Below are 24,366 nucleotides of genomic sequence, written 5' to 3' on the forward strand. Positions count from 1 at the left end.
TTCTTTACCTGATCTTGATGCGTCCGCTGGTCTTAGCGTTGCATGCGCTGTCATGACGTCTCACCGCGGGCTTGCGGCAATCGCCCTTGTGTCCTTTTTCGCGGCATCGAAGGAGGGATTCCTTGAAACGCGCGTTTGACGTCTGCTGTGCGCTTGTTATGATTATCATTACTGCGGTTCCGGCGGTCGCAATTGCGCTTATGGTCCGTACGAAGTTGGGCAGTCCGGTCTTGTTCCGACAGCGGCGACCGGGGCTCAACGGCCAAATCTTCACGATGTTCAAGTTTCGTACCATGACAGACGGGAAGGACGAGCAAGGTAAGCTCTTACCCGATGCGGAGCGGCTGACACCGTTCGGCAAGTGGTTACGGAGCACCAGCTTGGACGAATTGCCCGAACTCATGAACGTCGTTAGAGGCGAGATGAGCCTTGTAGGGCCACGACCGCTATTGCCGGACTACCTCCCGCTTTATACTCAGTTTCAGGCACAGCGACATCTTGTGCGACCCGGCGTGACTGGTTGGGCACAAGTCAATGGCCGCAACGCAATCGACTGGGAAACGCGTCTCGAATTGGACGTTTGGTATGTTCATAACCGATCGTTCTGGCTTGACCTGAAGATCCTTCTGGCTACGCTGGCCGCCGTGGTCAGGCGTGAAGGGGTTACAGCACCGGGATCTGCCACTGTTTCTAAGTTCCAGGGCAGCAAGGACAATCAAGCACCGTGACCGAAGATCTCTACGGCGTATATGGTGCGAGCGGCTGTGGGCGTGGCGTCATGCCGCTGGCCCGAAAGTTTTTCGAGAGGCACAGACTGCCGCTTGATCGACTTGTTTTCATCGACGATAGCCCGCATCAAGTTGAAATTAACGGCCATGCCGTCCTATCCTATGCCGAGTTCCTAGCTACTCCAGCCCGGGATCGTTACGCGACTCTCGCTATCGCCAACGCCAGCGTGAGAGAACGTCTGGCCGCGCGTTGCGTTAGAGATGCGCTTTTGTCCTGGACGGTGCGCGCTGAGGTCTCTGAGATATATGACGACGTTGTCATTGGCGAGGGTGCCATCATTTGTGCGTACGTCACCCTGACGTCGAACATACGCATCGGCAAACATTTTCATGCCAACCTCTACAGCTATGTCGAGCACGACTGCAATATCGGGGACTTCGTAACATTTGCGCCGGGCGTGAAATGCAATGGCAATGTCGAAATTGGCGATCATGCCTATATAGGCGCCGGCGCAACTATTCGACAGGGGCAACCGGGCAAGCCACTACGCATAGGTAAAGGTGCGATCATTGGCATGGGAGCCGTTGTTACGAAGGACGTTGCCGCTCACACCACTGTCGTCGGCAATCCTGCACGCTTAATCCAGAAAGGGACAAAACATGACTGAGCCTTGTTTCGCACCGTGGCCGTCTTTCACCGACGAAGAGGCCGAGGCCGTCAGGGACGTTTTGCTGTCCAACAAGGTAAACTACTGGACTGGTGACATCTGCCGGATATTCGAGCGCGAGTTCGCTGAATGGACAGGAACCCACCATGCTATCGCATTGACCAACGGGACGGTTGCCATCGATCTTGCGCTCAACGCGCTTCAGATTGGCGCGGGTGACGAGGTTGTGGTGACTCCACGTACCTTTCTCGCGTCGGTGTCGAGTGTTGTGAACGCGGGAGCAACCCCGGTTTTTGCCGATGTCGAACTCGACTCGGGAAACATATCCGCAAGGACGATCGAAAAAGTTTTAACGCCTCGTACCAAGGCCATCGTATGCGTGCATTTGGCTGGCTGGCCCTGCGACATGGATCCCATCATGGACCTTGCGCGTGAGAGAGGACTTAAAGTTATAGAAGATTGCGCGCAAGCCCACGGTGCAGTCTACAAAGGCCGCCGCGTCGGCAGCATCGGGCACGTCGGTGCGTGGTCGTTCTGCCAGGATAAAATCATGACGACGGGTGGGGAAGGCGGCATGGTAACCACGAACGACAAGGATTTGTGGTCGCGGATGTGGTCCTACAAAGACCACGGCAAAAGCTATGACGCGGTTTACAATCGCCCTCACCCGCCGGGGTTTCGCTGGCTCCACGAGAGTTTCGGCACAAACTGGCGGATGCTGGAAGTTCAGGCAGCCATCGGGCGTATTCAGCTTCGGCGCATGGACGACTGGAGTAGGCTCCGTCAAAAGAACGCCGACCTTCTTTCAGGGGCACTTCACGATTTAACCGGTGACCTGGGTCCAATTCGTATTCCGACTTTGGCCAACAATCTCGGCACCGATCCGGCAGGAGATTTCGCGTCAACCTCGCTGCATGCGAATTACAGACTGTATGCGTATCTTCGACCCGAGAATGTATTGCCCGACTGGAACCGAGAACGCATCTTGTCGGAAGTAGCCAAACAAAAACTTCCGGTTTTTCAAGGCACTTGTTCGGAAGTGTATCTGGAAAAAGCGTTTGACAGCACGGAGTATCGGCCAGCGGAGCGACTTCCAAACGCTCGCGAGCTTGGCGATACAAGCTTGGCGTTCCTCGTTCATCCGACGCTGACTAGCGAAGAAATAGGCCGTATTGGTGCGGGCGTGGCCGAAATATTGAGCGGCGCCAGCATTGTTGCCGATTCAAGACTTCGGCAACTTGATAAATTGCCGCTATAGTTGACGCGTTGAGTGCCCCGGAAAGATTGTCAGGAACATGGTCGTATTCTTAGGGAAATTCCTGTTTCCGTGCTCCCACGAACGGGTTGCCTTGTCGAACTGACAAGGCTGGTTCACTAGGTCGTCTGTGCCGAAGAAATGTCCGTGTCACCTTTTTCTAGGTGCCTCTTTGAGCAGATGGGCCTGCAATCATCTAAGCGTGTATCTTTTCCAGTTGACGATTCTCGTCTTCACCTCATCTGGCTGAGGAAGGAAATATTCAACTCGGCTCCCTCCTCACACCTTCCTCGGCGCCCTTCTCTTCAGCACGTCGCGTATGGAGAAACTCGAATGGATCCGAGCTACTCCGGGAAGCGTCGAGAGGATATCCTTATGAATGCGCTCGAAGTCCCGCGCGCTCTCGACTTCGACCTTCAGGATATAGTCCGATCCCCCGGTCATTAGAAAGCACTCCTGAATTTCAGGGTGCTTGCGGATCGCGGCCTCGAACCGGTTGAGGTGTTCCTCGGTCTGCCGGTCGAGCGTGATGTTGACGATCACGGCCAGGGCGTCGTCGCTTTCGGACGTCCCGATCAGCGCCGTATAGCCGCGTATGTGCCCGGACTGTTCAAGCTTGGCGATCCTGCGCAGGCAGGCTGACGGCGAAAGACCCACTTCCGCGGCCAAGGCGGTATTCGCAATCCGCGCATTGAGCCGCAGCAGCCGCACGATATTGCGATCGATCGCATCAAATGACATGCGCACTGATCCTCTGTTCTACGCTCGATTATTCTCTTTAAGCCATCTTTTTGCAATATCGAAGAGCTTTTGGACGGGATATTGCTCGATTGTTTCACTATGCTGGCAATCGTGAATTCGGGAGCAAAGAGTAATGGACGCCAGCGCGGCAAACGATATCGACGAGTGCGCGCTTTCGGGCATCCTCTCGATCGACCTTGAAGCCCTGAAGACGAACTACCGGCTTCTCGCAGCGCAGGTTGCTCCAGCCATTTGCGGCGCTGTCGTCAAGGCGGACGCCTACGGGCTGGGAGCTGATCGGGTCGCAGCCACTTTGGCCGAGGCGGGATGCCTGAATTTCTTCGTTGCTCATCTGGTCGAGGCAAAAAGCCTCAAGCGCTACCTGCCGCGCGAGGCAAAGATCGTCGTCCTGAACGGGCTGCTTCCAAGCGGCGAACCTTACGCAGCGGCCAGTGGTTTCATTCCCGTGATCAACTCGTTGCAGCAGTTGAACAATTGGTCGGCGGAGGCCGGGCGCCATGGTGCTCCCCTTCCCGCCATCCTGCAGTTCGACACCGGCATGTCCCGGCTGGGATTGAGTGGCGAAGAGACGACGGCGCTCTGCAGCAATCCCGAGCTGCTGCGTAATGTCGACGTACAGTTCATCATGAGCCATCTCGCAAGCGCTGACGAAAGCCTCAACCTGCAAAACAGTGACCAGCTCTCATCGATGCGAGCCATTGCGAAGCGTTTTCCGGGGACACCTGTCTGCCTTGCCAATTCGGGCGGGATTTTTCTCGGCCGGGATTTCCACAGCGCCATGGCAAGGCCCGGATTGGCGCTCTACGGAGGAATCGCCAGCGATGGAGCCTGTAATCCAACGAAGCCGGTCGTGAGCCTCAGCGTGCGGGTCATCCAAACACACACTGTGCCCGAGGGAACACTTGTTGGATATGGCGGCAGTCATCGCGCTCCCTCGCGGATGCGGTTGGCCACCCTGGCGGCTGGCTATGCAGACGGATTGCCGCGTAGCCTCAGCGGACGCGGTGCGGCCTATGCGTACGGTCAGCGCCTGCCGATCGTCGGCCGCGTCTCGATGGACAGCATGACGGTTGACATCAGTTCCCTGCCGGAGGATGCCCTTGGTCTCGGCAGCATGGTCGAGCTGATCGGGCAGCACCAGACCCTCGAGAATATCGCCCGCGATGCGGGAACCATTTCCTACGAAATCCTGACCGGACTGGGTCAGCGCTATCACCGCCAATACATTTGATAATTCATAACAGGGGCTACCATGAAAGTGACAGTTCTCGGCGCCGGGGTTATCGGCGTCACGAGCGCCTACTACCTCGCAAAGGCCGGACACGAGGTCACGGTCGTCGACCGTCAGGCCGGACCGGCACTTGAAACGAGCTTTGCCAATGCCGGCGAAGTTTCGTTCGGCTATTGCTCGCCATGGGCCGCCCCCGGCATCCCGCAGAAGGCCATCAAGTGGCTGTTCATGGAGCATGCCCCGCTGGTGCTGCGGCCAAAGGTCGATGTCGCCATGCTCTCCTGGATGGTGAGGATGCTCGCAAATTGCACCGCCGAGCGCTACGCCATCAACAAGTCCCGCATGTTGCGTCTGGCGGACTACAGCCGCCTTTCGCTTGGCGAGTTGCGCGCCGAGGCCGGCATTGCCTATGACGAGCGCATGCAGGGCACATTGCAGCTCTTCCGTACCCAGGCGCAGCTCGACGCATGCGCCAAGGACGTTAAGGCGCTGGCCGCAGACGACATCCCTTTTGAGGTTCTCAACCGCGAAGGCTGCCTTCGCGTCGAGCCGGCACTGAGACACGTCAGTGATCGCATCGTCGGCGGCCTCCTCACCCCAAAGGATGAGACCGGCGATTGCTTCAAGTTCACCGGTGCGCTCGCCGCAAAGTGCGTCGAAATGGGCGTCGTCTTCGACTATCAGCGCACGATCAAGGCGATCCAGGTCGATGGCGGCGAGGCACGGGCTGTCGTTACCGATCGCGGCGTCGTTGCCTCCGATGCTGTCGTCGTGGCGCTCGGCAGCTACTCACCATTGCTCCTGAAGCCGCTCGGCATAAGCTTGCCTGTCTATCCCGTGAAAGGCTACTCGCTCACAATCCCGATCACCGACGCATCGCGGGCGCCTGAATCCACTGTTATGGACGAGACCTACAAGATCGCGATCACGCGTCTTGGCGACCGCATCCGTGTCGGGGGCATGGCCGAGATATCGGGTTATACGAACGACCTCGGGCCTGCCCGGCGCCGGACGCTCGAGCATTCCGTGACCGATCTCTTTCCGGGCGGCGATGTCACAAAGGCGAATTACTGGTGCGGACTGCGGCCGATGACACCGGACGGAACGCCGGTTATCGGCGCAACCAAGATCCGCAATCTCTTCCTCAACACCGGTCATGGCACGCTTGGCTGGACCATGAGCACCGGATCGGCGCGCGTCCTGACCGACATCGTCAGCGGCAGGAAGGCCGACATCGAAACGGCGGACCTGGCTCTGGGCCGATATCGGAACTAGTTGCCGGGTCGTTGCCGACCCGGCTCCCGCATGGTCTTTTATGCGATCCGCTGTTGGCTCTGCGGGTCGAAATAGACCGCCTTGTCGAGGTTAAAGGCAAGCCTTGCGGTCTGGCCGGCGGCAATATGGATGTCGGCACGCAGGCGCGCGACCGCTTCCTTGCCGCCCAGCTTCGTCACCGCGAACGTATCCGAACCCGCGGGTTCGACGACCTCGATGAGGCAATCGCCCTCTGCCAAGGATCGAGCATTGCGGTCTGCGCCGTCAGGGTCTGTCAATGCTTCCGGCCGGATGCCGAAGACGATCTGCTTGCCCACATAGTCTGCAAGCCCGTTCATCTGTGGCAAGGCGAAGCTCAGCGGCGCTGCATGGGGTCTTTCCAGCGACACATGCAGGCCCTTGCCGTCGGTGCCGACGGTGGCAGTCAGAAGGTTCATGGCTGGCGACCCCATGAAATCGGCGACGAAGAGGTTGGCCGGGTTGTTGTAGATTTCCGCCGGCGTGCCGAATTGCTGTACCTCGCCGTCCCTCATGACGGCGATCTTCGTGGCAAGCGTCATTGCCTCGATCTGGTCGTGGGTGACGTAAACGATGGAGGTTCCCGTTGCCTGGTGCAGCCGTTTGATCTCGATGCGCATGTCGACACGGAGTTTGGCGTCGAGGTTCGAGAGCGGTTCGTCGAACAGGAAGAGCTTGGGATCCCTGACCAGAGCCCGCCCCATGGCCACGCGCTGGCGCTGGCCGCCGGAGAGCTGGCTCGGCTTGCGATCGAGCAGATGGCCGATCTGCAGGACCTTGGCCACCTTGTCGATCGCCTTCTTGCGCTCGTCTGCCGGTACGCCGCGCATCTCCATGCCGAAGGAGATGTTTCCGGCAACCGTCATGTTCGGATAGAGCGCGTAGCTTTGGAACACCATCGCGATATCACGCTTGGAGGGATGCAGATCGTCAATCGCCCGTCCATCGACACGGATCTCGCCCTCGGAAATCTGTTCCAGCCCCGCGATGGTGTTGAGCAGGGTCGACTTGCCGCAGCCGGAGGGGCCGACGAGGACGAGGAAACCACCCTTCTCCAGTTCAAGGTCGATCCCTTTGAGGATCTCGACAGAACCGAAGCGTTTCCTGAGGCCGGATATTTCGAGAAAAGCCATTGATTATCCTTTGACGGCGCCCGCCATCAGTCCGCGAACGAAGTAGCGGCCGGCGAGAATGTAGACGAGGAGCGTGGGCAAGGCGGCGATCATCGCGGCTGCCATGTTGACATTGTATTCGACAACGCCGGTTGAGGTGTTGACGACGTTGTTGAGCGCCACCGTCATCGGCATGGATTCTCCGGTGCCGGCGTAGGCGGAGGCAAACAGGAAGTCGTTCCAGATGTTGGTGAACTGGTAGATGACGGTCACGACAATGATCGGCAGCGAGTTCGGCAGCATGATCCGCCGGAAGATCTGGAAGAAGCCCGCGCCGTCGACCTGGGCGGCCTTGACCAGCTCGGTCGGGAAGGCTTCGTAGTAGTTGCGGAAGAACAGCGTCGTGAAGCCCAGGCCGTAGACGACGTGGACGAACACCAGGTTTGCGGTCGGATTGCCGAAGCCGAAGGAGGAGCCCGTCATGTTCTGAAGCGTCGTCCCGAACCGGCCGAGACTACCGAGGATGGTCGCCATCGGCAGCAGCACCGACTGAAACGGAATAAAGCAGGCAAAAAGCATGAGCCCGAAGACGAGCGTGTGGCCGGGGAAGCGCCATTTGGTGAGCACGTAGCCGTTGAGCGCCCCGAGAATGGTCGAGATGGCAACAGCCGGAACGACCATCTTGATCGAGTTCCAGAAATAGCCCTTGATGCCGGCGCAGGTCAGGCCGACACAGGTCTCGCCCCAGGCCTTGAACCAGGGCTCGAGCGTCGGCGCCTTTGGCAATGACAGCATGTTGCCGCTCTGGATCTCGTCCATCGTCTTGAACGACGTCACCAGCATGACGAACAGCGGCATCAGGTAGACGATCGCAAAAAACAGCAGGAGCCCGTAGATGACGATGCGATTGAGCATTCTTGCGTTGGCAGTGCGGCGCTGGGCGCTGCCGGCGGAAACGACGGCACTCATCGCGATTTCTCCCGCAGTTCGGAATAGAGGTAGGGAACGATGATCGCGGTGATCGTCATCAGCATGATCACGGCGCTTGCCGAGCCGACCGCCATTTCGTTGCGCTTGAAGGTGTACTCGTACATGAAATTGGATGGCAGCCAGGCCGAGCCGCCAGGGCCGCCAGATGTCAGGGCGACAACAAGGTCGTAGGACTTGATCGCCATATGCGCGAGCACGATGAAGGCTGAGAGGAACACCGGCCGAAGCATCGGAATGACGATGCGCCTGTAAAGCTGCACGGTCGTGGCTCCGTCGATCTGGGCGGCTTTCATGATCTCGCCGTCGATGCCGCGCAATCCGGCAAGGAACATCGCCATGACGAAGCCGGAGGCTTGCCACACGCCGGCGATCACGACGGTGTAGATGACGAAATCCTTGTTCTTGATCCAGTCGAAGTGAAAGCTTGTCCAGCCCCACTGATGCAGCGTCTGCTCGAGGCCAAGGCCCGGATCTAGGAACCACTTCCAGGCAACGCCTGTGACAATAAACGACAGCGCCATCGGATAGAGATAGATAGGCCGCAACATGCCCTCGCCGCGGATCTTCTGGTCTAGAAGGATCGCGAGCAGCAGGCCGAGAGCCAGGCAGATGCCAATATAGAGGAAGCCGAAGATACCCATGTTGGTGATCGAGGTGTACCAGCTCGACGGCGGATCACTCTCGAATGTCCATCGCCAGAGCCGCTGATAGGCGCGTGGCCCGGTCAGCACATAGGACGGGAAGGTCTTCGAATTGGTGAAGGACAGATAGACCGTCCAGACGATGAAGCCGTAAACAAAAATCACGGTGATGGCGAAGCTCGGCGCCAGCACGATTTTCGGCAGGGCATCCTGCAGACGGGAGCGGATGGAATTGCGTGTTCTGCGCTCCGACGTCAGGTTGATTTCGGGGGTCGCGACGGTGCTCATGAAGTTCGTCCCCTCCCAGGGCCGTATACGTGTGTCATAACGCCTCCCCCGCTCGCGCGGGGAAGGCTTCCATTCGATATAATAGCTTACTTGGCGTCGTTGATTGCCTTGACGAGCTCTTCAACGGCCTGATCGGACGTCTTGATCTGGCCATGGACGAACTTCGACACGACATCCTTGTAAGCGTTGGCAACCGCTGGCGGAGCACCGTAGCCCTGGGCCAGCGAGCCGAACAGCGTGCCGCCTTCGTTGGCGGCCTTGAGGTCGGCAATGCCCTTCTTGCCGCAGGCGTCGAAGTCGGTGTCCGGCACGTCGGTGCGGGCCGGAACCGAGCCCTTGACGACGTTGAACGCCGACTGGAAGCTCTTGGAGAGCGTTGCCGTGGCAAGCGCGACCTGAGCTGCCTTGCGATCATCGGGCACGTTGAACATGCCGAACATGTCAGAGTTGTAGATCACGCTGCCGTCGGTGCCCGGGAAGCGATAGCAAAGGAAGTCCGTGCCTGGCGTCTTCTTGGCCGCCACGAATTCGCCCTTTGCCCAATCGCCCATGACCTGAACGAGAGCATCGCCCTTGATGACCATGGCGGTCGCAAGGTTCCAGTCACGGCCGGAGAAGTTCGGGTCGACATATTCCTTGATCTTGGCAAGGTTGTCGAAAGACTTCTTCATCGTATCTGATTTCAGCGACTCTTCGTCGAGATCGTTCATCGCCTTCTTGTAGAATTCAGGCCCGCCCGTCGACAGCACGATGGAATCGAACATCGTCGCTTCCTGCCAGTTCTGTCCACCGAGTGCCAGCGGAACAACGCCGGCTGCCTTTGCCTTGTCGAGCAGGGCGATCAGGTCGTCGAAGGTCTTCGGCTCGGTGCCGCCGATCTTGTCCATCACCGCCTTGTTGATCCACAGCCAGTTGACGGAGTGTACGTTCACGGGCGCTGCGACCCACTTGCCGTCGTAGACGGAGAATTTCTGCAGAGCCGCCGGAACCGACTTGTCCCAGCCTTCCTTCTTCGCCGTTTCGGTGAGATCGCCCATGACGCCAGCCTGGGCGTAATCGAGGACGGTATAACCAAGCATCTGAGAGGCCGTCGGATAGGTTCCCGCAGCGACCATCGCCTTCAACGCCGTCATGGCAGCATCGCCGCCGCCGCCGGCGACCGGCACGTCCTTCCAGGCATAACCTTCCTTGGCCAGATCGCCCTTCAGCACGTTGAGCGCGGCAGCTTCGCCACCCGACGTCCACCAGTGAAGCATCTGGACTTCCTTGACGTCATCAGCGCGCGCTGCACCGCAGCCCGCTGCCATCAGCGCTGCAATCGCAGTCGTTATCATAAACTTGCGCATCGTAATCCTCCCGGTTGCAAGTCGAGACGGAAGCTCCTCCCTCCGCCGTTGAATGCCTACCCGCCATCCCTGGGGTTAAGCAATTCCTCTGCGGCGTCTACACCGCATGGATATTTAAAACGATATAAATTGAACAGAGTCAAGCATTGGTCGGCGCCGATTGGAACGCTGTAGTAAAATGCTGAAATGACAGGAGAGATTTATGTTTTAAGTGATGCATACTATACAAATAGTCTTGCAAACTCTGCGCCATAAACGTTTTCACAAGCGCATTGCCTATCAGCGTGACTGAGGTTAGAAAGTCTTGTCATCATGGATGGGAGGGACCACGTGAGCGACACTCCCAGGGGAATGGTTCCGCAAGCCATTCCAAAGAGCGGCAAGCCTACGCTGCGCACCATCTCGCAGATCACCGGATTTGCCGTGACGACCGTATCGCGTGCGCTCAGCAACGCACCGCAGATTTCGCTCGAAACGCGCAAGCGCGTCCATGAGGTCGCAGCCAATATCGGATATCTGCCCGATCGGGCCGCCCAGCGCCTGAAGACCGGCAGAACGAACGTCATCAGCGTGCTTCTGGACCCGCATGAAGAAATTCTCGGCTACGGCATTTCGATCATGCATGGCCTTGCCAAGGCATTGAAGGACACGCCCTACCATCTCATCATCACCCCGAACCTCGTCAACGGCAACAACGTCGACGCGGTGCGCCATATCGTGCGCAACGGGATGGCCGATGGACTGATCTTTTCGCGAACCGAGCCTTTCGATCCCCGCGTACGACTGCTCCTGGAAAACGGCTTTCCTTTCGTCAGCCACGGCCGCACCGAATTCTCAACCGAACACCCTTATGTCGACTACGACAATTTTGCCTTCGCCTATGAGGCAACGAGGTGGTTGATTGCGAGAGGCCGGCGCAAGCCGACGATCATCCTGCCGCCAAAGCGTTTGACCTTCTCGCAGCATCTGCTGCACGGCTTCATGACTGCCGTCAGGGAGGCAGGCGTCGCCTACGAGATCCCCGAGGAGATCGACCTCGATTGTCCCGTCGAGCGTATCCGAAGCTATATGAGCTGGCGCGCCGGACAACCGGATGCTCCCGATGGTTTTGCCTGCGGTGGCGAAGTCTGCGCACTTGCGACCATTACCGGAATGAGCGATCACGGGCTGACGCTCGGCCGCGAATACGACGTGGTCGCCAAGCGCACGTCGCAACTGCTGAGCCAGATCCAGCCGAAGGTCGAGACGATCTACGAGGACCTGACCGACACGGGAGAGCAGATGGGCCGGCTGCTTCTCGCCCGTATCGCCGGCGAGGAAACGGCCAATCTGCAGATGCTGCTCAAGCCGCAGTTTCATTTTTCCAATCCAGGAGCCGCAGACTGACGCCCGAACCGTCCCCGAGAATGCCTAGGCTCGCTCTGCACTCTCGCGCCGAAAGGCCTCGGGTGTCTTCTTCGTCCATTTGCGGAATGCCCGGAAAAAAGCACTCGGCTCGGAATAGCCTAGCTGAGCGGCGATATCGGCGATCGTCATCGAGGTGTTGATCAGCAGATCGATCGCGCGGTCGCGGCGGATATCGTCCTTTATCGCCGCGTAGCTGTGCCCCTCGTCGTGGAGGCGGTGGCGTAGCGTCGATGCGGGCATGCGCATTCCGGTCGCCAGTTCTTCGAAGGTCGACCAGGCGGACGGCGGCACGCTGGCAAGCCGTCGGCGGACATCGGCGGCAAGCCCGGCATCGTAGCGGTAGCGAACGAGAATGTTTGCCGGTGCGGCGCGCAGAAACTGCTTCAGCGCTTGCTCCGTTCGCGAAATCGGGAGGTTCAGCATGGCACTATCAAAGCCGAGACGGCTTGTGGGCTGGGAAAAGCGCACGGGCGCGCCGAAGAAAAGCCGATAATCCGCGCCCTGCTTCGGTTCGACGCATCGAAAGTCGACCAGTCGAATGGGGATGCGCCGGCCAACGAGCCAGCATGCGATGCCGTGGAGTATGATCCAGTAGGTCCGATAGGCAAATGCGGAACGGGGAGCGCCTGCATCCCGGAGTTCGATCTGCGCCAGACCATCGCCTACGACGAGCTCGCCGCGCGGATCGTCCAGCACGAGATCGAGGAAACGCAAGGCCCGGCCCAACGCATGGCCAAGCGTCGGTGCATGCAGCACGCAGTGGCACAAAAGAGTGAAACTACCGCTGCGCATCGGTCTTGCGCCCATGCCGAAGAATTCGTCGTCGAGCTCGGCTGCAATTGCCAGCCACAGCGCTCCGTAGCGCTCGGCGGAAATCGGCCGCTCGACGGTTGGCGGCAGGCCAACGCCTGCGAGAAGCGGCGTCGTCGGCTTGCCGAACCGCCGAAGGCTCTCGAGAGCCTCCTCGACGAACCCTGGGGCGATCATGCGCCGGTCGATTTCTGTCATCGCAAATGACACCTTCCTCAGAGGAGTGGCAAAACTGTCCGATATATTGGAGCAGTTCAGTCATCGCCTGCAATAGGGCTGCAACGTAGAGTCCGTGATATTGTGGCCTTGGCCAACCGCGGCGAGGAGCGTCTGGCGGTTGACCAAAGGGCTATTGCAGGACTGTGGGAGCAGAAACCATGCAGATCCGTGGAGAGACCTTTATCGTCACCGGCGGCGGTTCAGGCCTCGGCGCAGCGACCGTGCGGATGCTGGTGGAAAATGGTGGCCGCGTCGTTGTCGCAGACCTCAATGACGAAGCAGGCGGGAGTATCGTCCGGGAACTCGGGGCAGATGTCGTCCGCCACATCCATGCAGATGTCACGAGCGCGGACGATGGAGCGCGCGTGACAGCCATGGCACTGAATGAGTTTGGCGGCTTGCGCGGTCTGGTCAATTGCGCCGGTATCGCGCCGGCCGAAAAAGTCATCGGGCGCGACGGCCCGCATCACCTCGACAGCTTCGCACGGGCGGTCACTATCAATCTTGTCGGAACCTTCAACATGATCCGGCTTGCGGCGGTCGCAATCCAGCAACAGGAACCCGATGCGGACGGCGAGCGCGGCGTCATCGTCAACACCGCCTCGGCTGCGGCCTTCGACGGGCAGATCGGTCAGGCCGCCTACGCCGCATCGAAGGGCGGGGTTGTCGCCATGACACTGCCGATAGCCCGCGAAATGGCCCGTTATGGCATCCGCGTCGTGGCGATTGCGCCAGGTATATTCGAGACGCCGATGATGGCCGGCATGCCGCACGAGGTTCAGGAGGCACTCGGCAAGAGCGTGCCCTTCCCGCCCCGGCTGGGTCGGCCGGGGGAATTTGCCGCCCTCGTGCGTCATATATGTGAGAACAGCATGCTGAACGGCGAAGTCATCAGGCTCGATGGCGCACTGCGGATGGGCGCGCGCTGACGCTGTCCCGGGAAGGAAATGCAATGACATTACAAGATCCCATCGTGATCGTCGGCTCAGCCCGCACCCCGATCGGCGGCTTTCAGGGTTCACTTCGTGAGGCCGCCGCGCCTCATCTCGGATCGGCAGCCATCCGGGCGGCACTTCAGCGCAGCGGGCTTGCAGCCGATGCCGTCGATGATGTGGTCTTCGGTTGCGTGCTTTCCGCCGGTCAGGGCCAGGCGCCCGCAAGGCAGGCGGCAATCGGCGCCGGCCTCCCCCACTCGACGTCAGCCAGTACCATCAACAAGATGTGCGGTTCCGGCATGAAGGCCGCCATGATCGGCCACGACGCGATTGCCGCGGGAAGTGCCTCTGTGGTCGTTGCAGGCGGCATGGAAAGCATGACCAATGCGCCCTATCTTCTTGATCGTGCCCGCAGCGGCTACCGGCTCGGTCATGGGCGCATGATCGATCACATGTTCCTCGACGGCCTGGAAGATGCTTATGACAGGGGGCGCTTGATGGGGACCTTCGCCGAAGACTGCGCCGAGGCCTATCAGTTTACACGCGAGGCGCAGGACGCCTACGCGGTTGCCTCGTTGACGCGGGCTCAGGCGGCGATCGAGGGAGGCTCCTTCGAGGCCGAGATTACACCGGTAATGGTGAAGTCCGGCAAGAGCGAAGAGCGCGTCAGCATCGACGAACAGCCAGGCAAGGCAAGGCTCGAAAAAATTCCGACCCTGAAGCCTGCCTTTCGCGAGGGCGGAACGGTGACCGCGGCCAATTCCAGCTCGATTTCTGACGGCGCTGCGGCACTGGTCATGATGCGCCGCTCCGAAGCAGAGCGCCGCGGCCTGCGACCGCTTGCGACCATTCTCGGCCATGCCACCCATTCGCAGGCACCCAACCTGTTCGCGACCGCGCCGATCGGGGCCTTGCAGACGCTGTCCGATCGCACCGGCTGGGCGCTTTCAAGCGTCGACCTGTTCGAGATCAACGAAGCGTTTGCAGTCGTCGCAATGGCCGCTATGCGCGATCTCGACCTGCCGCGCGACAAGGTCAACATTCACGGCGGCGCCTGCGCGCTCGGGCACCCGATCGGGGCGTCGGGTGCCCGTATCGTCGTCACGCTTCTCGCCGCTCTAGAGCAATACGGTCTGAGGCGCGGGATGGCAGCACTTTGCATCGGCGGCGGCGAGGCAACCGCGATCGCTGTCGAGCGGCACTGACGGAACCGGGAGGAGCGCAACATGATCCTGTCCGACCTGCAGCAGCAGATACGCGATCTCGCCCGCGACTTTGCGCGTGAACGCCTGGCGCCAGGCGCAGCCGCCCGTGACCGCTCGCACGCCTTTCCGCGCGACGAACTGAAGGAGATGGGTGAACTCGGCCTGCTGGGCATGCTTGTTCCGGAAGAGTTCGGCGGTTCAGACACCGGGACGGTTGCCTATGCCGCGGCACTTGAGGAGATCGCCGCCGGCGACGGCGCCTGCTCGACAATCATGAGCGTCCACAGTTCGGTCGGATGCGTGCCGATCCTGAAATTCGGGACCGACGAGCAAAAGCAGCGCTTCTTGCCGAAGCTGTCGACCGGCGAATGGATTGGCGGCTTTGCACTGACCGAGCCGCAGGCGGGCTCCGACGCTTCCAACCTTCGCAGTCGCGCTCGCCGTGACGGCGATCACTACGTGCTCGACGGCAATAAGCAGTTCATCACCTCAGGCAAGAACGGCCAGATGATCATCGCCTTCGCCGTCACCGATCCCTCGGCCGGCAAGAAGGGTATCACGGCGTTCATCGTCCCGACCGATACGCCGGGCTATGAGGTCATCCGTGTCGAGGACAAGCTCGGCCTGCATTCGTCCGATACCTGCCAGATTGCCTTTAACGAGATGCGTATTCCGGCAGAGCTCCGGCTGGGCGGCGAAGGGGATGGCTACCGCATCGCGCTTGCCAATCTCGAAGGCGGGCGCATCGGCATCGGCGCGCAGGCGGTCGGCATGGCGCAGGCTGCGTTCGAAGCGGCGCGCAACTATGCCCGCGAGCGCACCAGCTTCGGAAAACCGATCATCGAGCATCAGGCCGTCGCCTTTCGTCTTGCCGATATGGCGACACAGATCGAGGCGGCACGCCAGCTCGTTTTCCATGCGGCCCAGTTGAGGGAAAGCGGACTTCCCTGCCTTTCGGAGGCCTCGATGGCAAAGCTTTTCGCGTCCGAGATGGCCGAACGTGTCTGCTCCGATGCGATCCAGATCCACGGCGGGTACGGCTATATCGCCGACTATCCCGTCGAGCGCATCTACCGGGACGTGCGTATATGTCAGATCTATGAGGGAACAAGCGACGTCCAGCGCATGGTCATCGCGCGCAATTTATAGTGCAAATGAAATAGGCCGTTCCGTTCCTGGAGGAGGACCGGTATCGGCAAAGGGAGGAATGACACGACATGACGGAACACGCTCAATTGAGCCTGCATGTCCCTGAACCCGCCGTCCGCCCGGGCGGCCAGCCCGACTTTTCCAACGTCAAGATCGCCAAGGCCGGTGCCGTGCCGCGCCCGGAAGTCGATGTCGCCTCGGAAGAGATCCGCGATCTCGCCTATTCCATCATTCGCGTCCTTAATCGGGAAGGCGAGGCGGTCGGACCGTGGGCGGGAATGCTGTCAGACGAGGAGTTGCTCGTCGGCCTTCGCAACATGATGAAGCTGCGGGCCTTCGACGCCCGCATGCTGATGGCGCAGCGTCAGGGCAAGACCTCCTTCTACATGCAGCATCTCGGCGAAGAGGCCGTCGCCTGTGCGTTCCGCAAGGCGCTCACCAAGGGCGACATGAACTTTCCGACCTATCGGCAGGCCGGCCTCCTGATTGCCGACGACTATCCGATGGTCGAGATGATGAACCAGATCTTTTCCAACGAGAGCGATCCGCTGCGTGGTCGTCAGTTGCCGATCATGTATTCCTCCAAGGAGCACGGCTTCTTCACCATTTCCGGCAATCTCGCCACACAGTACGTACAGGCTGTCGGCTGGGCGATGGCCTCGGCGATCAAGAACGACAGCAAGATTGCTGCTGCCTGGATCGGGGACGGCTCGACTGCCGAATCCGACTTTCACTCCGCACTCGTCTTTGCCTCGACCTACAAGGCACCTGTCGTGCTGAACATCGTCAACAATCAGTGGGCGATCTCCACCTTCCAGGGCATTGCGCGGGGCGGTTCCGGCACGTTCGCCGCCCGGGGCCTTGGCTTCGGCATCCCGGCATTGCGCGTCGACGGCAACGATTACCTTGCCGTCTATGCGGTTGCCCGCTGGGCTGCCGAGCGGGCGCGACGCAATCTCGGCCCGACGCTGATCGAGTACGTCACCTACCGTGTCGGCGCACACTCCACCTCCGACGATCCGAGCGCCTACCGGCCGAAGACCGAGTCCGAAGCCTGGCCGCTTGGAGATCCGGTGCTGCGGCTGAAGAAGCACCTTGTTCTGAAGGGCGCGTGGTCCGACGAGCGTCACATCCAGGCGGAAGCCGAAATCATGGACGAGGTTATGGACGCGCAGAAAAAGGCGGAGGAGCACGGGACGCTGCACGCAGGCGGCAGGCCCTCGGTGCGGGACATTTTTGAGGGTGTCTATGCCGAAATGCCGCCGCACATCCGCCGCCAACGCCAGAAGGCAGGGTACTGAGATGACCAGGATGACGATGATCGAGGCCGTTCGCAGTGCCATGGACGTGTCGATGGCGCGCGACGACAATGTCGTGGTCTTCGGCGAGGACGTCGGCTATTTCGGGGGCGTTTTCCGCTGTACGCAAGGGTTGCAGGCAAAGTACGGCAAGACGCGCTGCTTCGACACGCCGATCAACGAATCCGGCATTGTCGGGACTGCGATCGGGATGGCGGCCTATGGTCTCAAGCCCTGCGTCGAGATCCAGTTCGCCGACTACATGTACCCGGCCTATGACCAGATCACCCAGGAGGCGGCGCGTATCCGCTACCGCTCGAACGGGGATTTCACCTGCCCGATCGTGCTGCGCATGCCGACGGGCGGCGGCATTTTTGGAGGACAGACGCACAGCCAGAGCCCGGAGGCGCTGTTTACGCATGTCTGCGGCTTGAAGGTCGTGGTTCCCTCCAATCCGCATGATGCCAAGGGGTTGCTCATATCGGCGATCGAGGATCCGGATCCGGTCATGTTCCTGGAGCCGAAGCGGCTCTACAACGGCCCCTTCGACGGTCACCACGAGCGTCCAGTCACACCATGGTCGAAGCACGATCTCGGCGAGGTTCCCGACGGCCACTACACAATCCCGATCGGCAAGGCCGAGATCAGGAGGCCGGGGTCGGCGGTGACGGTGGTCGCCTACGGCACCATGGTTCACGTGGCGCTCGCGGCCGCCGAGGATACAGGCATCGACGCGGAAGTGATCGATCTGCGCAGCCTGTTGCCACTAGACCTTGATACCATCGTTCAATCGGTGTCGAAGACCGGCCGCTGTGTCATCGTCCACGAGGCAACGCTTACCTCCGGTTTTGGCGCAGAGGTGGCCGCGCTTGTCCAGGAACACTGCTTCTACCATCTGGAGGCGCCCGTGGTTCGTGTGGCTGGTTGGGATACGCCCTATCCGCATGCCCAGGAATGGGACTACTTCCCCGGCCCCGCGCGCGTCGGGCGCGCCCTGATCGATGTCATGGAGGCCTGAGATATGGGCGAATTCACCATCAAGATGCCCGATGTCGGCGAAGGCGTTGCCGAAGCGGAACTTGTCGAATGGCATGTCAAGGCGGGTGACCCCGTCATGGAGGACATGGTCGTTGCCGCCGTCATGACCGACAAGGCAACCGTGGAGATCCCCTCCCCGGTCACGGGCACCGTCGTCTGGCTTGGCGGAGAGGTTGGCGATACGATAGCGGTCAAGGCACCGCTCCTGCGGATCGAAACGGCCGAGGACGGCGGCGAGCCGAAGGTTGTTTCCCCAGCCACCGAGAGCGTCGTTCAAGCACCAAAGCCATCCGCCCCTGCGGGGCAGGCAACGATCGCTTCTCCTGATGCCGCGAGCACCCCGCCCAAGGCAATCGGCGGCCTCGCCGGCAGGCCCAGCGAAAGGTCGCTCAGCGGGCCCGTGGAAAAGCCACTCGCGTCGCCTTCCGTTCGACTGTTTGCCCGCGAACACGGCGTCGACCTCCGGCAGGTAGCGTCGAGCGGCCCGGCCGGTCGTATCCTTCGGGAAGACATCGAACAGTTTCTCGCCCGTGGCGCCCTGCCCTTGTCCACGCAGCCTGGTCTCGCACGCAAGACGGCGACCGAGGAGATCAAGCTCACGGGCCTCAGGCGACGAATTGCCGAGAAGATGTCGCTCTCGGCCTCGCGAATTCCTCACATCACCTACGTCGAAGAGATCGACATGACGGCGCTGGAGGAGCTTCGGGGGACCATGAACCGCGATCGCAAGCCCGAACAGGCAAAGCTCACGGTGCTGCCCTTCCTGATGCGGGCGCTGGTGAGGGCGGTTTCCGAACAGCCTGACGTCAACGCCACTTTCGATGACGACGCGGGCATTGTGACCCGGCACGGCGCCGTGCATGTGGGGGTTGCCGCCCAGACGCCTTCCGGGCTGGTGGTTCCCGTCGTGCGTCACGCGGAGGCGCGAGGCATATGGGATTGTGCCGGCGAGATTGCGCGCCTGGCGCAGGCAGCACGCACCGGCACGGCAACACGTGACGAATTGAGCGGCTCGACCATCACCATCAGCTCGCTCGGTGCGCTCGGCGGCATCGTTTCGACGCCTGTTATCAATCACCCGGAAGTCGCCATCATCGGAGTGAACAAGATTGCCGTGCGCCCTGTCTGGGACGGTACGCAGTTCGTGCCACGCAAGATGATGAACCTTTCGTCGAGCTTCGACCACCGTATCGTCGACGGCTCGGACGCGGCGACCTTCATCCAGCGCATCCGGGTTCTCCTCGAGACGCCGGCACTCATTTTCATTGAAAGCTGAGATCCATGAAAGAGATCGTCTGCAAGCTGCTTGTGATCGGTGCCGGACCGGCTGGCTATGTCTGCGCCATCAGGGCGGGCCAGCTCGGCATCGACACCGTCATCGTCGAGGACAAAAAGCCCGGCGGAACCTGCCTGAACGTCGGCTGCATCCCCTCCAAGGCGCTGATCCATGCCGCTGAGGAATTCGATGCCTTGAGGCTCATGGGAGCGGGTAAGCATCCGGCCGGCATTCGCGTGGAAGGCGCCGCCATCGATCTCGCCAGGACCATGGCCTGGAAGGATGGAATCGTAGGCCGGTTGACCAGCGGCGTCACGGCGCTGCTTCACAAGGCGAAGGTGAAGATTGTCCACGGCCGCGCGGTCTTTCTCGATGGCAAGATGGTGGAGGTGGCAACGGAAACCGGCGCACAGATCATCCGCGCCGAGAATGTGGTGATCGCCACGGGCTCGCAACCGGTCGAACTTCCCGCCCTCCCCTTCGGCGGGGCAATCATCTCCTCGACCGAAGCCCTTGCGTTGAAAGAGCTGCCGAAGAAGCTTGTGGTTGTCGGAGGTGGATATATCGGACTGGAACTTGGCACGGCTTTTTCCAAGCTTGGCTCGGAGGTATCGATTATCGAAGCAACCGCGCAGATCCTGCCACAATATGATGCCGATCTGGTGCGTCCGGTGCAAAGAAAGCTCGCCGAACGCAATATCCGCGTGCAAACCATGACGAAGGCGCTTTCAAGCGATGATCATGGGCTGCGTGTCGAAACGGCCGATGGAAAGCAGGAACACCTCGCGGCCGACCGGATCCTCGTGACCGTGGGCCGTGAGCCGAACACATCCGGTTCGGGGCTGGAGCAACTCGACCTTGACCGCTCCGGCCGTTTTATCCGCATCGACGATCGCTGCCGGACATCGATGCGCAGCATTTACGCTATCGGCGACGTCACAGGCGAGCCAATGCTTGCCCACCGTGCCATGGCGCAGGGTGAGATGGTGGCGGAGATCCTTGCAGGACGCAAACGCGCCTGGGACAAGCGCTGCATTCCAGCCGTCTGCTTCACCGATCCGGAGATCGTCACAGCCGGTCTCTCGCCCGACGAGGCTCGGGCGCAGGGCTACGACATCCGCGTCGGCCAATTCCCCTTCAGCGCCAACGGGCGCGCCATGACGATGCAATCGGAGGAAGGTTTCGTGCGCATCGTCGCGCGCGCTGACACCAACCTTGTGCTCGGCCTGCAGGCCGTCGGGCAAGGCGTCTCGGAACTATCAGCCGATTTCGCACTGGCGATCGAAATGGGCTCGCGTCTGGAAGACATCGCGGGCACGATCCATGCGCACCCAACACGCAGCGAAGCCATTCAGGAGGCGGCCCTCAAGGCCCTCGGGCATGCGCTGCACATCTGATCGGTGAAATGGTTGCGCGCAGGTGGAAGGTGCGCCTCACAACGAGGAAAATGAAACCCGCCGACCAATGCGGTGGCGGGGCTCACGTAATCAACAGGGGCGAGAGAGACCGCCCCCGCTTCTCGGCTTACTTGCGGCCGCCGCTGGGGCGACCCTTGCCACCCTGGCCGCTGCCACCCGAGGTCTTGGCGTCGTTTGCCTGTCCGAAGTTGGTTCCTCCGAGATGGCCTCCGCCACTCGAGTTGGCAACGTGGCGCTCTGTTCTGCGCTGAATCTCAGCCGCGTTGGTCTTGCTCATTGGATAATCCCTTCGATCGCACATATGACGCCTCTGGCGCAGGCCAGATGACGTGGAAATCGATTTTGAGAGAAAAGGTCAGCTTGAACGCCCGAGGGCGTGAAACAAAGCTCGACTAGCAATTTCGACCGCCGATTGTTGCATGTCGAATGTGTTCAAAGCAAGTTTCGGCCTGCTGCCGATCCGTAGCGCATGAGCTCGGGCAGCTCTCAACCGCTGGAAGACAAAGAGAAATCTATTCACTCGCGACAGATCTCTTGTTGCGGCTATAACGGACGCACAGCGAGCACGTCTTCGGCTTCGTCCCGGCTCATGGCGAGAACGGCCTTTGCCAGTCCAAAACTGAAACCGTTGCGGGCGAACGCCGAGATTTCCTTTGCCTGGCGATCCTCCGCTGCTCCCTCACGACGAAAGGGGCCAAATGCGCGCTTCCGGGCAAATACGACAGCCGCTGGCAGTTCGTCGGTCTCTTCGAGCGTCGCAGCAACCGTTTCGCGGTCGATGCCCTTCGCCGACAGCTTCTGCGCAATTAGCCGCTTCGATCGCCCATTGCGCACGCCGGATCGAGCGCTGATTTCCGCGTAGGCGACGTCGTTCAAGCCCCCCATCTCATAGGCGAACCTGACTGCCGCGGCCGCAACAGCCTCGACCTGTGCCTCGGTGATCCCTTCGAACTTCTGCCGTGCCTTCCTGGCGATCGCGCCAGACAGTTGCTTTTCTGTCATCATCCTTTGTCCGAGGCGGTAGATGGTCGAGTTTTTCGCCCAACTCAGCATGCGGGTCGTGGGAGTGTCGGAATGAGCGTCGTCGTCGGCCATGAATGTCGCTGGATAATTTTCGAGAATCGCAGGAGCGCTATAGCACGCAGTTAACGGCGTTTGCGCCGGTATGGCCAGCGCTCGACAGCGATCCGACAGAACCCCCGGCAAAAACGACGTGGGCGCTTTCTCAGCACGTGGTCGACCGCGATGATTGGCACCCTGTCGATCCCGACAAAGCCTTGCCCTGGACGTCGAAACGAATGCCGCAACCGGGTACCCCCCATTCTGGTGCGAACGGCTCCATGTCTTTCCATGCTTTTCGTTTGCCAGATCGTCTGACCGGGCAGGAACAACTTCCGTCCTTCTAAGTTCGCTTGTGACAACGTTAGAAAACGGAGGAATACCCATGCTTGCGAAGATCCTTGCAATATCGCTCCTGTCGCTCGGCCTTGCCACATCAGCGATGGCTCAATCATCCGGCGGGTCGGGTGGCGGTGGTTCAGGTACCGGCGGTTCGGGCGGATCAAGCGGCTCTGGTACCTCGCAGGGCGCCGGCGGCAGTTCGAGCGGTAGCGACAACGGATCGCAGAACTCGGGAGACAACGGCGCCGCTTCCGGAAAGTCCTCAGACAGTCAAAACAAGGGCGACAACAACAGGGCGAACGCCAAGGGTTCTAGAAACTCGGGCGGCGATTCAAACGACTGTCAGCGGCGGACGGCTGGTGGAACCGATAATCCTTCCACCAACAACCAGACGAGTTCCATGGATTCGGCCACGGCCTGCAACTAATGGGCCCCCTAATTGCATGCGAGGTAACCCTACCGACGAACCATCGAACCAGGTTCGAGACCGCCCTGGCTGGGCCGGGGCGGGCTTTTTTTGCTGTAGAACATTTCGAAGAGGACTGCATGGGTTGGAACTCTTGCCATGCAGGGAGCTCAGGGTTGGCCACCGATCGCCCGCATACCAAAGCGATATAGCCGGTTTCCGGACTATGACGGGTCACTGCCATCGGTGCCGGATGGGATCACGATTGTGCGTCCAGACGACGATATGGGTCCAGCGTCCAAGGTGCTCTTTGCCGCTCGCGAACTCCGCGGCAAAAACGCCAGCATCCTGTTTTGCGACGACGACAAGGCCTTTTCGCCGAATTGGGCCACTCAACTCTTTGCTGCTCAGGACGAGCGGCCGGGAGAGTGTGTTGCGCTGATTGGCAAGGACGTGCCCACTGACATCGCGAAGTCCTCTGCGTTTTTGCCAAAAGCCGTTCGTTCGCAGAAGATCGACCTGTCGCTGCGCGCGCGCCGTCTCAAACACAAGGTCGCCACCAGGGTAATGCCCGGCGAGCGACCAAAGCCGATGCCACGCCTCATAGCCAGAGGCGGCTATGTCGACGTGCTCCAGGGGCTCGGCGGCGTCGTCGTTCGTCCCGAGTTTTTCGATGATATCGCCTACGCAATTCCCGACGTCATATGGGCGGTTGACGATGTGTGGTTGTCCGGCATGCTCGCCCTTAAGGGCGTCCCGATCTGGCTGCCCGCCGGACTTGAAGAGCCAAGAACCACCGAAGCCCACGACTTTGCTTCGCTCTTCCTCGCCACGATTGAGGGCGCCGACCGTATCGAGGCAAACCGCCGCTGCATCGAGTATATGCAGGACCACTTCAACGTATGGCGTTGACTGCCGATCAACTCATCCACCCAGGGATTTGAGCGCAGCGCGTCACTGTCGAGTCGCCTCATCTCCGACAGATCGCAGTGCTGTCACCGCGGCACGCCGTTCTTCTCAAGGAGCATCGATCATCAAATCGTCGTTACTGCTCCCCGGAGCATTGAAGCACTCTTGAGCCATCGCCACATCAAACGGGTCATTGAAAGGAGCCTGCCATGAAAGCCATGATCCACAGTGCGTTTTTCGCCGCTGCGGTTTTCGTTCCGTCGATCGCCCTTGCGGCGAAAATAATTGGCAATGGCTGAACCCTGTCAAACCGGCCCGCGGAGGCGCCATCTCGGCGCGCCACTTCATCAACGCTTTTTCCCGCTGAAAGACGGCGCGTGATCAAGGCGTAACAATCCAGCCGTAAAACCTGCGGCCTTCGTTACTGAGGCGAAATTGGATTGCGAGCATCACGCGATCGCGCTAAAGCGTTTCCGTGTTTTTCTGAATCGAATGTGATTCCCAAATCAGTTTTATTCTGATTCCTTGGTGTTGGCTGGATGGAGGCCAGCATCTGATGACCGCACCGATATCGAATGATC

24 protein-coding genes are annotated in these 24,366 nt (G+C 60.4%); 15 read left to right on the plus strand and 9 right to left on the minus strand.

What is annotated here, in order from left to right; translation table 11 throughout:
* Positions 1 to 122: 122 nt before the first annotated feature.
* From ASC97_RS22660 to ASC97_RS22670, 3 genes are read left to right on the plus strand one after another with little or no spacing between them, the layout of a single operon-like run.
* Entirely contained in the window at positions 123 to 728 is a 606-nt protein-coding gene (locus ASC97_RS22660) for a sugar transferase (protein WP_057470610.1), read from the plus strand.
* Positions 725 to 1,396, plus strand: a complete 672-nt coding sequence (locus tag ASC97_RS22665; protein WP_244481550.1) for an acetyltransferase — start codon at positions 725 to 727, stop codon at positions 1,394 to 1,396. Before ASC97_RS22660 ends, ASC97_RS22665 begins: the two co-directional genes overlap by 4 nt.
* Complete coding sequence (locus ASC97_RS22670; RefSeq protein WP_057470611.1) at positions 1,389 to 2,654, plus strand: DegT/DnrJ/EryC1/StrS family aminotransferase; 1,266 nt, start codon at positions 1,389 to 1,391, stop codon at positions 2,652 to 2,654. Before ASC97_RS22665 ends, ASC97_RS22670 begins: the two co-directional genes overlap by 8 nt.
* 276 nt (positions 2,655 to 2,930) lie before the next feature.
* Here ASC97_RS22670 and ASC97_RS22675 read toward each other — a convergent pair whose 3' ends face one another.
* The gene (locus ASC97_RS22675; RefSeq protein WP_057470612.1) at positions 2,931 to 3,392 is read right to left on the minus strand and encodes an Lrp/AsnC family transcriptional regulator; all 462 of its coding nucleotides are present in this window, start codon (positions 3,390 to 3,392) and stop codon (positions 2,931 to 2,933) included.
* Positions 3,393 to 3,525: 133 nt separating this feature from the next.
* Here ASC97_RS22675 and alr point away from each other — a divergent pair, with 133 nt between their 5' ends.
* Both alr and ASC97_RS22685 read left to right on the plus strand, forming a co-directional pair.
* A complete protein-coding gene (gene alr, locus ASC97_RS22680) occupies positions 3,526 to 4,644 on the plus strand; it encodes an alanine racemase (RefSeq protein WP_057470613.1) in 1,119 nt (372 codons plus the stop codon).
* A gap of 21 nt (positions 4,645 to 4,665) precedes the next feature.
* Entirely contained in the window at positions 4,666 to 5,919 is a 1,254-nt protein-coding gene (locus ASC97_RS22685) for a D-amino acid dehydrogenase (protein WP_057470614.1), read from the plus strand.
* A gap of 38 nt (positions 5,920 to 5,957) precedes the next feature.
* On the opposite strand, the gene ASC97_RS22690 is transcribed toward ASC97_RS22685, so the two are convergent.
* The 4 genes from ASC97_RS22690 to ASC97_RS22705 all read right to left on the minus strand — a co-directional run bounded on the left by ASC97_RS22690 (position 5,958) and on the right by ASC97_RS22705 (position 10,314).
* Positions 5,958 to 7,070, minus strand: a complete 1,113-nt coding sequence (locus ASC97_RS22690; RefSeq protein WP_057470615.1) for an ABC transporter ATP-binding protein — start codon at positions 7,068 to 7,070, stop codon at positions 5,958 to 5,960.
* Between the two features lie 3 nt (positions 7,071 to 7,073).
* Positions 7,074 to 8,018, minus strand: coding sequence for a carbohydrate ABC transporter permease (locus ASC97_RS22695; RefSeq protein WP_057470616.1), 945 nt, complete (start codon positions 8,016 to 8,018; stop codon positions 7,074 to 7,076).
* Entirely contained in the window at positions 8,015 to 8,968 is a 954-nt protein-coding gene (locus ASC97_RS22700) for a carbohydrate ABC transporter permease (RefSeq protein WP_057470617.1), read from the minus strand. Before ASC97_RS22700 ends, ASC97_RS22695 begins: the two co-directional genes overlap by 4 nt.
* 86 nt (positions 8,969 to 9,054) lie before the next feature.
* On the minus strand, positions 9,055 to 10,314 hold the full coding sequence (locus tag ASC97_RS22705) for an ABC transporter substrate-binding protein (protein ID WP_057470618.1): 1,260 nt from the start codon (positions 10,312 to 10,314) through the stop codon (positions 9,055 to 9,057).
* Positions 10,315 to 10,665: 351 nt separating this feature from the next.
* On the opposite strand from ASC97_RS22705, the gene ASC97_RS22710 reads away from it, so the two are divergent.
* Positions 10,666 to 11,700, plus strand: coding sequence for a LacI family transcriptional regulator (locus ASC97_RS22710; protein WP_057470619.1), 1,035 nt, complete (start codon positions 10,666 to 10,668; stop codon positions 11,698 to 11,700).
* Positions 11,701 to 11,724: 24 nt separating this feature from the next.
* Here ASC97_RS22710 and ASC97_RS22715 read toward each other — a convergent pair whose 3' ends face one another.
* Positions 11,725 to 12,729, minus strand: a complete 1,005-nt coding sequence (locus tag ASC97_RS22715) for an AraC family transcriptional regulator (RefSeq protein WP_057470620.1) — start codon at positions 12,727 to 12,729, stop codon at positions 11,725 to 11,727.
* Positions 12,730 to 12,908: 179 nt separating this feature from the next.
* On the opposite strand from ASC97_RS22715, the gene ASC97_RS22720 reads away from it, so the two are divergent.
* The 7 genes from ASC97_RS22720 to lpdA all read left to right on the plus strand — a co-directional run bounded on the left by ASC97_RS22720 (position 12,909) and on the right by lpdA (position 21,048).
* Positions 12,909 to 13,679 carry a 3-hydroxyacyl-CoA dehydrogenase gene (locus ASC97_RS22720; RefSeq protein WP_057470621.1) on the plus strand — a complete coding sequence of 257 codons (771 nt, stop codon included), beginning with the start codon at positions 12,909 to 12,911 and terminating at the stop codon, positions 13,677 to 13,679.
* A 23-nt stretch (positions 13,680 to 13,702) separates the two neighbouring features.
* Positions 13,703 to 14,890, plus strand: coding sequence for an acetyl-CoA C-acyltransferase (locus tag ASC97_RS22725; RefSeq protein WP_057470622.1), 1,188 nt, complete (start codon positions 13,703 to 13,705; stop codon positions 14,888 to 14,890).
* Between the two features lie 21 nt (positions 14,891 to 14,911).
* Entirely contained in the window at positions 14,912 to 16,039 is a 1,128-nt protein-coding gene (locus tag ASC97_RS22730) for an acyl-CoA dehydrogenase family protein (protein ID WP_057470623.1), read from the plus strand.
* Positions 16,040 to 16,107: 68 nt separating this feature from the next.
* Positions 16,108 to 17,340 (plus strand): 3-methyl-2-oxobutanoate dehydrogenase (2-methylpropanoyl-transferring) subunit alpha, encoded by a 1,233-nt coding sequence (locus ASC97_RS22735; protein WP_057470624.1) that lies wholly within the window; start codon positions 16,108 to 16,110, stop codon positions 17,338 to 17,340.
* Position 17,341: 1 nt separating this feature from the next.
* Positions 17,342 to 18,355, plus strand: coding sequence for an alpha-ketoacid dehydrogenase subunit beta (locus ASC97_RS22740; RefSeq protein WP_057470625.1), 1,014 nt, complete (start codon positions 17,342 to 17,344; stop codon positions 18,353 to 18,355).
* 3 nt (positions 18,356 to 18,358) lie between these two features.
* Entirely contained in the window at positions 18,359 to 19,651 is a 1,293-nt protein-coding gene (locus ASC97_RS22745; RefSeq protein WP_057470626.1) for a dihydrolipoamide acetyltransferase family protein, read from the plus strand.
* A gap of 5 nt (positions 19,652 to 19,656) precedes the next feature.
* Positions 19,657 to 21,048, plus strand: coding sequence for a dihydrolipoyl dehydrogenase (gene lpdA, locus ASC97_RS22750; RefSeq protein WP_057470627.1), 1,392 nt, complete (start codon positions 19,657 to 19,659; stop codon positions 21,046 to 21,048).
* Positions 21,049 to 21,175: 127 nt separating this feature from the next.
* Here the strand turns inward: lpdA and ASC97_RS34750 are convergent, their stop codons facing one another.
* Positions 21,176 to 21,346 carry a hypothetical protein gene (locus tag ASC97_RS34750; protein WP_200959531.1) on the minus strand — a complete coding sequence of 57 codons (171 nt, stop codon included), beginning with the start codon at positions 21,344 to 21,346 and terminating at the stop codon, positions 21,176 to 21,178.
* A gap of 266 nt (positions 21,347 to 21,612) precedes the next feature.
* On the minus strand, positions 21,613 to 22,164 hold the full coding sequence (recX, locus tag ASC97_RS22755; protein WP_057470628.1) for a recombination regulator RecX: 552 nt from the start codon (positions 22,162 to 22,164) through the stop codon (positions 21,613 to 21,615).
* 349 nt (positions 22,165 to 22,513) lie between these two features.
* Between recX and ASC97_RS22765 the strand changes: the two genes are divergently transcribed.
* Together ASC97_RS22765 and ASC97_RS22770 are read left to right on the plus strand one after the other, a co-directional pair.
* Positions 22,514 to 22,897 (plus strand): hypothetical protein, encoded by a 384-nt coding sequence (locus ASC97_RS22765; RefSeq protein ID WP_057470630.1) that lies wholly within the window; start codon positions 22,514 to 22,516, stop codon positions 22,895 to 22,897.
* Between the two features lie 138 nt (positions 22,898 to 23,035).
* Positions 23,036 to 23,788, plus strand: coding sequence for a glycosyltransferase family 2 protein (locus ASC97_RS22770; RefSeq protein WP_244481551.1), 753 nt, complete (start codon positions 23,036 to 23,038; stop codon positions 23,786 to 23,788).
* A 187-nt stretch (positions 23,789 to 23,975) separates the two neighbouring features.
* Here the strand turns inward: ASC97_RS22770 and ASC97_RS34150 are convergent, their stop codons facing one another.
* On the minus strand, positions 23,976 to 24,170 hold the full coding sequence (locus tag ASC97_RS34150; RefSeq protein WP_156390424.1) for a hypothetical protein: 195 nt from the start codon (positions 24,168 to 24,170) through the stop codon (positions 23,976 to 23,978).
* Between the last annotated feature and the right edge of the window lie 196 nt (positions 24,171 to 24,366).

Source organism: Rhizobium sp. Root1203 (assembly GCF_001424945.1).
Classification (GTDB): domain Bacteria; phylum Pseudomonadota; class Alphaproteobacteria; order Rhizobiales; family Rhizobiaceae; genus Rhizobium.

Bases quoted from the DNA above. Each gene is read 5' to 3' on its own strand.
- ASC97_RS22670 (WP_057470611.1), top strand. From the start codon at position 1,389: ATGACTGAGCCTTGTTTCGCACCGTGGCCGTCTTTCACCGACGAAGAG.
- ASC97_RS22675 (WP_057470612.1), bottom strand. From the start codon at position 3,392: ATGTCATTTGATGCGATCGATCGCAATATCGTGCGGCTGCTGCGGCTC.
- alr (WP_057470613.1), top strand. From the start codon at position 3,526: ATGGACGCCAGCGCGGCAAACGATATCGACGAGTGCGCGCTTTCGGGC.
- ASC97_RS22685 (WP_057470614.1), top strand. From the start codon at position 4,666: ATGAAAGTGACAGTTCTCGGCGCCGGGGTTATCGGCGTCACGAGCGCC.
- ASC97_RS22690 (WP_057470615.1), bottom strand. From the start codon at position 7,070: ATGGCTTTTCTCGAAATATCCGGCCTCAGGAAACGCTTCGGTTCTGTC.
- ASC97_RS22695 (WP_057470616.1), bottom strand. From the start codon at position 8,018: ATGAGTGCCGTCGTTTCCGCCGGCAGCGCCCAGCGCCGCACTGCCAAC.
- ASC97_RS22700 (WP_057470617.1), bottom strand. From the start codon at position 8,968: ATGAGCACCGTCGCGACCCCCGAAATCAACCTGACGTCGGAGCGCAGA.
- ASC97_RS22705 (WP_057470618.1), bottom strand. From the start codon at position 10,314: ATGCGCAAGTTTATGATAACGACTGCGATTGCAGCGCTGATGGCAGCG.
- ASC97_RS22710 (WP_057470619.1), top strand. From the start codon at position 10,666: ATGGTTCCGCAAGCCATTCCAAAGAGCGGCAAGCCTACGCTGCGCACC.
- ASC97_RS22715 (WP_057470620.1), bottom strand. From the start codon at position 12,729: ATGACAGAAATCGACCGGCGCATGATCGCCCCAGGGTTCGTCGAGGAG.
- ASC97_RS22720 (WP_057470621.1), top strand. From the start codon at position 12,909: ATGCAGATCCGTGGAGAGACCTTTATCGTCACCGGCGGCGGTTCAGGC.
- ASC97_RS22725 (WP_057470622.1), top strand. From the start codon at position 13,703: ATGACATTACAAGATCCCATCGTGATCGTCGGCTCAGCCCGCACCCCG.
- ASC97_RS22730 (WP_057470623.1), top strand. From the start codon at position 14,912: ATGATCCTGTCCGACCTGCAGCAGCAGATACGCGATCTCGCCCGCGAC.
- ASC97_RS22735 (WP_057470624.1), top strand. From the start codon at position 16,108: ATGACGGAACACGCTCAATTGAGCCTGCATGTCCCTGAACCCGCCGTC.
- ASC97_RS22740 (WP_057470625.1), top strand. From the start codon at position 17,342: ATGACCAGGATGACGATGATCGAGGCCGTTCGCAGTGCCATGGACGTG.
- ASC97_RS22745 (WP_057470626.1), top strand. From the start codon at position 18,359: ATGGGCGAATTCACCATCAAGATGCCCGATGTCGGCGAAGGCGTTGCC.
- lpdA (WP_057470627.1), top strand. From the start codon at position 19,657: ATGAAAGAGATCGTCTGCAAGCTGCTTGTGATCGGTGCCGGACCGGCT.
- ASC97_RS34750 (WP_200959531.1), bottom strand. From the start codon at position 21,346: ATGAGCAAGACCAACGCGGCTGAGATTCAGCGCAGAACAGAGCGCCAC.
- recX (WP_057470628.1), bottom strand. From the start codon at position 22,164: ATGGCCGACGACGACGCTCATTCCGACACTCCCACGACCCGCATGCTG.
- ASC97_RS22765 (WP_057470630.1), top strand. From the start codon at position 22,514: ATGCTTGCGAAGATCCTTGCAATATCGCTCCTGTCGCTCGGCCTTGCC.
- ASC97_RS22770 (WP_244481551.1), top strand. From the start codon at position 23,036: ATGCAGGGAGCTCAGGGTTGGCCACCGATCGCCCGCATACCAAAGCGA.